At 45.5% G+C, this 10,571-nt stretch carries 9 protein-coding genes and 1 riboswitch; of the genes, 1 reads left to right on the top strand and 8 read right to left on the bottom strand.

Features of this window, described 5'->3' with window-relative positions; translation table 11 throughout:
• The first annotated feature begins 29 nt into the window (after positions 1–29).
• Positions 30–1,820, top strand: coding sequence for an aminopeptidase P family protein (locus AB6E78_RS17910; protein WP_372112611.1), 1,791 nt, complete (start codon positions 30–32; stop codon positions 1,818–1,820).
• A 143-nt stretch (positions 1,821–1,963) separates the two neighbouring features.
• On the opposite strand, the gene thiH is transcribed toward AB6E78_RS17910, so the two are convergent.
• The 8 genes from thiH to AB6E78_RS17950 all read right to left on the bottom strand — a co-directional run bounded on the left by thiH (position 1,964) and on the right by AB6E78_RS17950 (position 10,243).
• On the bottom strand, positions 1,964–3,091 hold the full coding sequence (gene thiH, locus AB6E78_RS17915) for a 2-iminoacetate synthase ThiH (protein WP_004736658.1): 1,128 nt from the start codon (positions 3,089–3,091) through the stop codon (positions 1,964–1,966).
• Between the two features lie 7 nt (positions 3,092–3,098).
• On the bottom strand, positions 3,099–3,863 hold the full coding sequence (locus AB6E78_RS17920) for a thiazole synthase (RefSeq protein WP_004736659.1): 765 nt from the start codon (positions 3,861–3,863) through the stop codon (positions 3,099–3,101).
• A 2-nt stretch (positions 3,864–3,865) separates the two neighbouring features.
• Entirely contained in the window at positions 3,866–4,075 is a 210-nt protein-coding gene (gene thiS, locus AB6E78_RS17925; RefSeq protein ID WP_372112608.1) for a sulfur carrier protein ThiS, read from the bottom strand.
• Positions 4,072–4,854: a ThiF family adenylyltransferase gene (locus AB6E78_RS17930; protein WP_372112606.1), complete on the bottom strand. Its 783-nt coding sequence runs from the start codon at positions 4,852–4,854 to the stop codon at positions 4,072–4,074. Before AB6E78_RS17930 ends, thiS begins: the two co-directional genes overlap by 4 nt.
• Positions 4,844–6,136, bottom strand: coding sequence for a thiamine phosphate synthase (locus AB6E78_RS17935; RefSeq protein WP_372112604.1), 1,293 nt, complete (start codon positions 6,134–6,136; stop codon positions 4,844–4,846). Before AB6E78_RS17935 ends, AB6E78_RS17930 begins: the two co-directional genes overlap by 11 nt.
• A complete protein-coding gene (thiC, locus tag AB6E78_RS17940; RefSeq protein WP_372112602.1) occupies positions 6,136–8,085 on the bottom strand; it encodes a phosphomethylpyrimidine synthase ThiC in 1,950 nt (649 codons plus the stop codon). Before thiC ends, AB6E78_RS17935 begins: the two co-directional genes overlap by 1 nt.
• 130 nt (positions 8,086–8,215) lie before the next feature.
• Positions 8,216–8,314: riboswitch (TPP riboswitch) on the bottom strand.
• A gap of 62 nt (positions 8,315–8,376) precedes the next feature.
• Positions 8,377–8,760, bottom strand: coding sequence for a fluoride efflux transporter CrcB (gene crcB / locus AB6E78_RS17945; RefSeq protein ID WP_004736665.1), 384 nt, complete (start codon positions 8,758–8,760; stop codon positions 8,377–8,379).
• 100 nt (positions 8,761–8,860) lie between these two features.
• Positions 8,861–10,243, bottom strand: a complete 1,383-nt coding sequence (locus tag AB6E78_RS17950) for a multicopper oxidase family protein (RefSeq protein ID WP_372098575.1) — start codon at positions 10,241–10,243, stop codon at positions 8,861–8,863.
• Positions 10,244–10,571: the final 328 nt, after the last annotated feature.

The following is a 10,571-nucleotide window of genomic DNA, read 5'->3' on the forward strand; positions in this document are numbered from 1 at the left end:
AAGGACCCTAACAATAAGGATAAACACAGATGCATAATATCACTGTTGAACGCGTTGCTGCGGTTCGAGCTTGGCTTGAAACAAACAACCTAGATGCCGTTATCATTCCACACGAAGACGAATATCTAGGTGAATACGTTCCCGCTCATAACGAGCGACTTCACTGGTTAACAGGTTTCACTGGATCTGCAGGTGCCGCTGTTATCACTCGTGAAACTGCTGCTATTTTTGTTGATGGTCGCTACACCGTTCAGGTTCGTAAGCAAGTGCCAGTAGAGTTATTTGAGTATCGCCACCTTATTGAAGAACCGGCTTTAGATTGGATCATCAATTCATTGCCACAAGGTAGTAAGGTTGCATTCGACCCACGCATGCACACAGCAGCTTGGCTGAAAGGCGCACAAGCAAAACTAGCAGAGAAAGTTGAGCTAACAACGCTCCCAGCAAACCCAATTGATGAGCTTTGGTCTGATCGCCCTGAGCCTGTCGTGTCTGATGTGCGCTTAATGGCAACAAACGCCGTTGGTCAATCAAGCGAGAGTAAGCGCGCGGAGATTGCTGGCTTACTAAAAGCAAAAGGTGCGGACGCCGCTATCCTTACCGAGCTTGACTCAATATGTTGGTTGCTTAACATTCGTGGCTTGGACGTATCTCGCCTACCTGTTGTGTTATCCAACGCGATCATTCACGCCGATGAAAGCGTCGATTTCTTCCTAGACCCAGCACGCATCCCGGCTGGCTTTGAAGCTCACGTTGGTAATGGTATTCGCGTTTCTCACCCATCTGAGCTTGAAGCACGCCTTCAATCTTTGGAAGGCAAAAATGTATCTGTCGATTCAGGTACCAGTAACGCTTGGTACACGCTGGTTCTACAAAACGCTGGCGCTCATCTCATTGAAGCAGCAGACCCATGTCTAATGCCAAAGGCAGCAAAGAATGAAACTGAAATTGCCGGCATGAAAGCGTGTCACATTCGTGATGGTGTTGCGATGGCGAAATTCCTATCTTGGATTGATGCAGAAGTCGCGCAAGGTAACCTACACAACGAAGCGGTATTGGCTGACAAAGTACAATCATTCCGTGAGCAAGACCCAACATTGATGGACCTAAGTTTTGACACGATTTCAGCTGCAGGCGGTAACGCAGCAATGTGTCACTACAACCATGAGAATCAACCTGAACCAGGTCAGTTAGAGATGAATACTCTGTACCTAGTCGATTCAGGCGGTCAGTACCTAGACGGCACAACCGACATCACTCGTACTATCGCGATTGGCCAACCAAGCGACGAAATGATCCAGCAGTTCACGCTAGCACTTAAAGGTCATATCGGCATTGCACGTGCACGTTTCCCTCAGGGAACTCGTGGTTTCCAACTAGATATCCTAGCGCGTCAGCACTTATGGGCAGAAGGCTTCGATTACGACCACGGTACTGGTCACGGTGTTGGTCATTTCCTAAGTGTTCATGAAGGACCGCAAAGCATCTCTAAGAAGCTGATCGACGTACCTCTTGTTGAAGGTATGGTGTTATCAAACGAGCCGGGTTACTACCGTGCTGATGAATTTGGTATCCGTATCGAGAACCTAGAACTGGTTGTTGAACTTCCAACTCAAGGTGATTTCTCAGTACTAACCTTTGAGTCGCTAACACGTTGCCCTATCGATAAGCGCAACATCAATGTTGATTTGCTAACACGACCTGAACTGGCGTGGCTGAACGACTACCATCAGAAAGTTTGGAACGACGTTAGCCCATTAGTTGAAGGTGATACATTGGAATGGTTACGCCAATCAACCACTCCATTGGCTCACGCTTAATGCTTCGCTAAGCTGTTAACTGAACCAAAATGAGCTTGCTAGGTTAAATAGCAAATAGCAAAACGGCTACCCAAAGGTAGCCGTTTTTATTTGCCTGTATCATTACATCGATGTTTCACGTGGAACATCAACCAATATGTTGATTAACCAGAATAGGCACTGTGCCAGTCTCGCCACACTGGGTCGAAACCACGCTGACGAATCATCGACTCAACATCAGCAGCACTTCTCTCGTCACTGATCTCAAACTGCTCGAGTTCTTCCTCACCCGAAGCATAACCACCGGGTTGGGTTTTCGAAGCTGCCGACATACTGGTGATACCCAAAGGCAACACGTTATCGCGGAAAGTTGCCGATTCACGGGTCGAAAGGGATAACTCGACCTCAGGATTCAAGAGTCGATATGCGCAGATAAGCTGAACCAGCTGTTTATCGTTCATGATTGATTTAGGCTGTAATCCACCACCAGAGTCTCCACCCTCACACGGACGAAGACGTGGGAATGAAATTGAGTAACGTGTTTGCCAATAAGTACGCTCTAAGTAATCTAAGTGAGCAGCAACAAAAAAGCAGTCGGTTCGCCAATCTTCCAATCCAATCAAAGCGCCAATACCTATCTTATCTATCCCCGCCTTTGCTAGGCGATCAGGGGTTTCAAGACGGTATTCAAAATCCATTTTATTGCCACGTAGATGATGCTCAGCGTAAGTTCTTGGCTGATAAGTCTCTTGGTAAACCATTACAGCATCTAGGCCGAGAGTTTTAAGCTCTGCGTAATCATGTTGATCAAGCGGCTGCACTTCCATCGCAAGGTAGTTGAATTGCTTTTTGATATTCGGCAACACCTGTCGAAAGTAATTCATCCCGACCTTAGTTTCATGTTCACCGGTGACTAACAAAACGCTATCGAACTTCATCTTTTTGATAGCCGCACTTTCGGCATCAATTTCATCCAAAGTAAGCGTGCGACGTTTGATACGGTTCTCCATTGAGAAGCCACAATACGTGCACGCATTAGCGCATAGATTCGAGAGGTACAAAGGAATGTAAAGCGACATTGTATTGCCAAATCGCTTACGAGTTAGCGCCAACGACTGTTGTGCCATCTGCTCTAAGTAAGGTTCTGCCGCCGGAGAGATCAGAGCCTTAAAGTCTTCTAAGTCACGTTTGGGTTTACTCAGAGCACGTTCAACATCCGCTGCCGTTTTACTGAAGATAGACATACCAATGTCATCCCAGTTGAGCTGTTTAAATCGATCAACAAACGTCATAGGTACACTACTCGTCTAGAAATGAAGTTAACGGGCTCGAAGCAACCGCGTGAGATACTTTTCCTGCAAGCCCAGCAAGGTAAGCCATACGACCCGCTTCAACTGCCAGCTTAAAGGCAATCGCCATATCGACGGGTTGTTGAGAAGCCGCAATCGCAGTATTCACTAACACAGCGTCTGCGCCCATTTCCATTGCACGAGCAGCATGCGATGGTGCGCCTATGCCTGCATCCACAATCACAGGGACATTCGCTTGGTCGATAATGATCTCTAAGAAGTCTGCAGACGCAATACCCTTATTTGAACCAATAGGTGCGCCCAGCGGCATAACTGCAGCGCAACCCACCTCTTCCAAGCGTTTACACAATACTGGATCGGCATGGCAGTAAGGCAACACAACAAAACCATCTTTAACCAGTTGCTCAGCAGCTTTAAGCGTCTCAATTGGGTCTGGCATCAAGTACTTTGGATCTGGGTGAATTTCCAGTTTAAGCCAGTTTGTGCCTAGCGCTTCACGAGCCAAATGCGCAGCAAAGACGGCATCTTTTGCACTCTTCGCCCCAGAGGTATTCGGTAGCAAGTTCACGCCAGCATCAATGATTGGTTGTAAAATGTCGTCTTGCTCAGAGCGAATATCGACTCTCTTCAACGCCATGGTTGCCAGTTGCGAACCTGAAGCTTCAATAGCACTCGCCATCAAATGCTTGTTTGCGAACTTCCCGGTTCCAGTGAAGAGTCGTGATTGAAACGTTTTATCAGCGATAGTTAACATGGTTAGCCTCCTGCAATGGCTTGGAAAAGAGAAATAGCATCGCCTTCATTGACGACAGTTTGTTGCCACTGGCTGCGCGGGACAACCGCATTATTGATTGCAAATACACAACCTAGATCAGGTAATGATAGAGCTTGGATAATGTCCGCTAGAGACGACAAGTGCGCGACCTGTTCTGGTTGCCCGTTTATAGAGATCGTTATATGACTCATTGGATTTCTTCTTCTAAATGCTTAACTGCAGACGCACTGCACACGGAACATTCATTATCTTGAGTGACCATTAAGTTTTGCCAGTTCATCGTTTGGCCATCGAACAGTTTGAGCTGGTGTGTTGCTACCTGAAACTCACCACGAGTTAAACGTTGAATAGCAGCCAAAGCTTGAAGGTTACCTATGGTGCCAACAACCGGGCCTATGACGCCGCTATCACTACAACGAGTCGTTTGTGGATGATGACTGAACGGAAACAAACAGTGATAGCACCCTTTCTGATTCTGATAATCAAAGACAATAAACTGGCCTTTCCAACCGATTGCAGATCCAGAAATCAAAGGTGTATTACTGCCGAAACACGCTTGGTTAACCTGCTGGCGTGACGCAAAGTTGTCAGTACAATCCAACACCAAATCAGCGAGCATCACTTCAAGTTCAAGCTGACTGTCACTCATTCGCTGATTGATGGTTCTAACTTGACTGCGACTATTGAGCTCAGTCAGTTGTTGCTTCATAGCTTCGACTTTAGGCGAACCTAACTGACTTTCTTTGAACGCGACCTGTCGTTGCAGGTTAGACGAATCCACACAGTCATCATCAACCAACACGATCTTTCCGACCCCCGAAGCCGCAAGGTAAAGAGCGGCAGCATTGCCTAAGCCACCACAACCAATCACTAACACATGGCTGTTTAATAGGTTTCGTTGCCCTTGCTCACCGACTTCAGGTAACGCAATTTGTCGTTGATAACGAATGAATTCGAAATCATTCAGCATGACTTAGCTCCTGAGTTACCTCTTTAGCAGCACCTGAAGAACGGTCAGCCATTAATGCTTCGAAGAACTCAATCACTTGCTTTGGTTCTTCGGCTAACGTAATCGCACGTACAACAGCAAGGCTCGATACCCCACAACTCCACACCTGTGCGGCCGTCGACTGGTCAATTCCACCAATCGCAACTGTCGGATAACCGGTGAGTTCTTCTGTGTATGGGATAGTATCAATCAGCTGCTGATAGAGAGATAAACGCACAAGTCCTTGAGGCTTCGATGGCATCTGCTTAGTGGTGGTTGGGAATATATGCCCCAGCGCAATATAGCTTGGGTTGATTTGCACAATGCGTAGCAACTCGTAATAACCATGAGTCGATAGACCGATCTTAATACCAGCTTGGCTCAGTTGAGATAGGTTGGATTCTTCGATGTCCTCTTGCCCCAAATGAACACCAAAAGCATCATGCTTAAGTGCCAATTGCCAATAGTCATTGATAAAAACCTGAGCGTTGTGCTCTCTACCGAGTTCGATAGATCGCGCGATTTGTTGTTCTAAATCTGCTTGCTGTGGGTTCTTAATACGCAGTTGAACTGTGTTAATTCCAAGCTTGAGCAGCCTTTCGATCCACTCAACATCATCAACCACTGGGTATAGTCCTAGGCTACTCTTACTCAATTCCGGGAACGACAGTGATGTTCCTTGGTGCGCCCAACCAACACTAATATCCAGTCGCTCATCTTCGAGAACGGGAATAGGAAAGTTTTGATAGTTTGCTGGCCATGTTCCACGTGAAACACTAGATGCTGCGCGAGCTAAAACCAGTGCATCTTCTAATGGGAATTCCAACGCCAACAAAGTAAGTAACCAAGCAAAGTGGCCACGACTATCTAACTCCTGATGAGCTGGAGTTTCACTCTTGATAGCACGATTAGAATCTAGCTGTGACCAGATATCCAATGCAGCTGAGTCATCTAAGACACCGATATAGATGGTATTCGGAGTTTGTGCCAAGGCATCGCGGACACCAGCTAGCGCCACTGAATGACTGTAATAAACGATATGATCAAGCTCACTTGAGCGACACTCCGCCAATGAATCAACATCATGAGCAAAACCAATAGATAACGCTTGCTGAGCATCAACGATAGAGAAGCATTGAGTTGGGCTTACACCCAACTCAACTGCATCGGTTGCCAAGCCTTGTCGCTTAGCAACCAATAGACAGCTTTGCACCTCTCCCGTTAGCTCAATATTTTGAGATGGGATAAGAATCTTCACTGTCATTATTCCTCTAATTGAGCTTCTTTTGCGCCTACTGCTGAGTGATAAAGTTCAGAGCCAGTATCACGGAACTCTTGTGATTTCTGACGCATCCCTTCCAACGGATTATCAAGCATCTTAATCTCGATAGCCTGATCAGCAGCCACTTGTTCAGTGTCTTTCGCGTACTCTCGAACTTCTTGAGAGATCTTCATTGAACAGAATTTAGGTCCACACATAGAGCAGAAGTGAGCAACCTTGCCCGATTCTTGTGGCAGGGTTTCATCGTGGAAAGAACGGGCTGTTTCTGGATCTAAAGCTAGATTAAATTGGTCTTCCCAACGGAATTCAAAACGAGCTTTAGATAATGCATTATCTCGGATTTGTGCGCCCGGATGCCCTTTTGCCAAGTCTGCTGCATGTGCTGCCAGCTTGTAAGTAATCAAGCCAGTCTTCACATCTTCTTTATTTGGTAAGCCCAAATGCTCTTTAGGTGTTACATAACAAAGCATCGCACAGCCGTACCAACCAATCATCGCCGCGCCAATACCAGAGGTAATGTGGTCATAACCCGGTGCAATATCAGTGGTCAGCGGGCCTAACGTATAGAAAGGCGCTTCATGGCAGTGCTCTAACTGCTCATCCATGTTCTCTTTAATAAGATGCATAGGTACATGTCCAGGACCTTCAATGATCACCTGAACATCGTATTCCCAAGCCACTTTAGTTAACTCACCTAGAGTACGTAACTCCGAGAACTGAGCCTCATCATTGGCATCTGCAATAGAGCCAGGACGTAGGCCGTCACCTAGTGACAAAGCCACATCGTACTTCGCACAGATCTCACAGATCTCGCGGAAGTGTGTGTATAGGAAGCTTTCTTGGTGATGTGCAAGACACCATTTCGCGATAATAGAGCCACCACGAGAAACAATACCTGTCACACGCTTAGCCGTCATAGGAACATAACGAAGAAGCAAACCAGCATGGATAGTGAAGTAATCAACGCCCTGCTCCGCTTGTTCAATCAAAGTATCGCGCATCACTTCCCAGTTAAGGTCTTCGGCTACGCCATTCACTTTCTCAAGCGCCTGATACATAGGAACCGTACCAATCGGCACTGGGCTATTACGTAGGATCCATTCACGAGTCTCGTGGATATTACGGCCAGTAGAAAGGTCCATCACGGTATCTCCACCCCAACGAGTTGACCATACTAGCTTCTCAACTTCTTCTTCAATCGAAGAACTTACTGAAGAGTTACCGATATTGGCGTTCACTTTCACTAAGAAGTTTCGTCCAATAATCATCGGCTCGGATTCAGGATGGTTAATGTTCGACGGAATGATAGCTCGGCCTTCAGCGACTTCTTTACGCACGAACTCAGGGGTGATTTCTTTCGGCAGGTTTGCGCCAAAATTATGGCCAGGGTGTTGGTGGTTTAGCTGCTCATCAGCAAATTTCTGACGTCCCATGTTCTCACGTATCGCAATGTACTCCATCTCAGGAGTGATAATTCCCTGACGAGCATAGTGCAACTGAGTAACACATTGATCGCCAGTCGCGCGACGAATTCTAGGCAGATTACCGTAACGAAGGTCGTCTAGAGTTTCATCTTCTAAACGCTCTTTGGTATAAACAGAACTTACATCGTCTAATAGTTCTGTATCACCACGCTCTTCAATCCATTGCTCTCGTAACTTAGGAAGGCCACTGTAAAGGTCAATTTCGTGCGTAGGGTCAGTATAAACACCAGAAGTGTCGTATACATGAATTGGTGCATTAGGTTCGAATACAGGCTCTTTTTTGGTACCACCAACAAGGCTATCTGCTAGTGATATTTCTCGTACAGGGACTTGAATGTCCTCGCGAGATCCTTGGATATAAGCTTTTTTTGAATTTGGATAAGGTTGTACGGATAAAGAATCAATGAAATTCTTCGCTTCCAGTCTTGCTTGTTTACGACTCGACATAGCATTTTTCCTTGGCTTTTAGCCATTATTTATAGGGATAAAAATGCTTGACGGATAAGATGCTACAAGAGGGATCACAGCAAGAAAATGCAGTTGTGATCTGGAGATAGATCTCTAGAAGGATTCTAGTTAGATATCTACTCTTGTTCCCTTCGCAGGTATTAGCCTGATCAGGTTCAACGGATCCCGAGTTAACGGTCTCAGCCATATGGCACTCCGACAAGTACGATCGAGTATATAAAAACGGCTTGGATAAACCAAGCCGAGTTGTTAACAAATCGTAAGAAAGTTTTAAGACTTTATCAGAAGTTGGAAGCCGATCCATGCGGCTGAAATACTGAGAACCACATTGAGCAGTACATTGAGCCCCATCTTGAAGAACGCACCCTGCTGCATAAGAAGCACGTTATCCATCGAAAACGTAGAAAATGTCGTCAGGGCTCCAAGGAAACCAAGACCGATAATTTGTCTCCACGGCTCCGTCGCAACCATCTCATTTTCAAACGCGGCGATGAGCAATCCCATAATCAAAGAGCCAATTACGTTAACAGTCAGCGTACCGTAAGGAAAACCACGCCCTAACATCACAACGCATAACTCTGAAATCAAGTAACGTGAACAAGCACCAAACGCGCCACCGATGGCGATAAAACCTAGAATAGATAACTGACCCATGAATCCTCCCAAACAATAATCCCTATATTCTAGCTTTAACGCCGATAAAAGCGAGGGTAGAAACTAAGAATGCATGCGCAAATATTAAACGTTACAGGTGTCACTTAACTTCAATATATCCCATCAAACCCGTTTTCATGTGTTCTATAACATGACAATGATACATCCAGCGGCCAGGGTTGTCGGCTACAAATGCAGCTTTAGCTCGGCCATTTTTTCCAAGTAACACTGTATCAGTATGGAAAGGTTCTTCAACTTTCTTCCCATCAAGTTCCAATACAGTGAATGTATGGCCGTGAATGTGAATCGGGTGATGATATTGAGTGACGTTCTTAAGATCGAATATATAGGTTTTTCCCAGCTCTAAAGTCGCCAACGGTTCAGGGATATTATCTTTGCTCATCCCCTCCCATGCTCGTTTATTAGTTAGCCAAAACTTAGGCATAGATTTACCATCTTTAGATACTGGAGAAACCGCCCCTTCCCATTCAAATAAAAAGTCGATTTCTTCTGCATTAGCCAAATCTAAATTGGGCACAGGATTAAGGGGTAAAGAAGGCAGAGAGCGATTCTCAACAAGGGTTGAATCTACAACCTCGAACTCACACAAAGAGAAAGGAAAGCGTCCTTTCATTTGAAGGACGCTAACTCGCCCACCGGCTTTGGGTGCTATCAGTCCAATATCCACTCGCATCCCTGGACCAATTTTATGTTGCGTCAGCTTATAAGGTGTTTTTACAGGGTTACCATCAATGGCAATCACCCATGCCTCAGCCCCTTCGACAGCTATAGGGTAAGTGATCGTATTGTCGACATTAGCGATACGTAGCCTGGTTGTTGCATGTTGTTTTAACTCATAGACAGGCTCATGTATTCCATTAACGCTACTCCACTCTCCTGGCGTACCCATACGAGCACTGAGTCGTGGGATCATTAGATCTTTCCATTGGCCTTTCTTATCTATATGCCAATGTTTAAGCATCAGTGCGTGCTCTTCATCAAACGGCACTGGAATGCTCTCCTCAACGATAATTAGACCAACCAAGCCCATACCAAGCTGCTTAACGCTGTTCATATGTGGGTGATACCAAAACGTGCCAGCATCTGGTGGCGTAAATTCATAAATGAATGTTTCACCTGGCATGATCGGTGGTTGGCTCAAGAAGGGAACCCCATCCATTTCGATAGGAATCCTTAAACCATGCCAATGAATAGTTGTCGGTTCTGATAGCTTGTTGGTAAAACGGATCGTTACCTTTTCACCTTGTCGACATCGAATCGTTGGTGCTGGAATCTGACCATTAAAGCCTAGAATATCAGTCTCAAACCCCGTCACGAGTTCAGCGGTTGAAGGCTCTGCCGTTAAGTCATAAACATACTTTCCTTGTTCATCAACCGACCGTTTCATTGAGCAAGCGGGCAGTACAGTGAGTGCAGATATAGCGAGAGATGATTGAATAAACTTACGACGGGAGATATCCATATTTGTTGCCTTTTAGTAATAACGACTAAAATTTAACAAAATATTGAGAACAGTTCTCATAAAGAAGCGTAGTTTGTGCTGTTGGTTGTTTATAAAAGAGACTGGGATAAGTAAGCACTTACACTTTTAAGGCCAGGTTTTATTAAAAGCAGGAATTACCAACTAATACCAATTAAAGTAAAAATGTGATCTAATTAAGATTGATGAATTATTGTGAAATTTAGCCATGAATAGCCTTAATAACACTGACTTCAAAAAGCTTGCGAGCCAGCAAAAAACCATTCAGATGAAGATGCGTTTACTTGCGCTCGCACACTTTAAAGACGGC

It is taken from the genome of Vibrio sp. 10N.247.310.98 (genome assembly GCF_041467395.1).
Lineage (GTDB): Bacteria > Pseudomonadota > Gammaproteobacteria > Enterobacterales > Vibrionaceae > Vibrio > Vibrio crassostreae_C.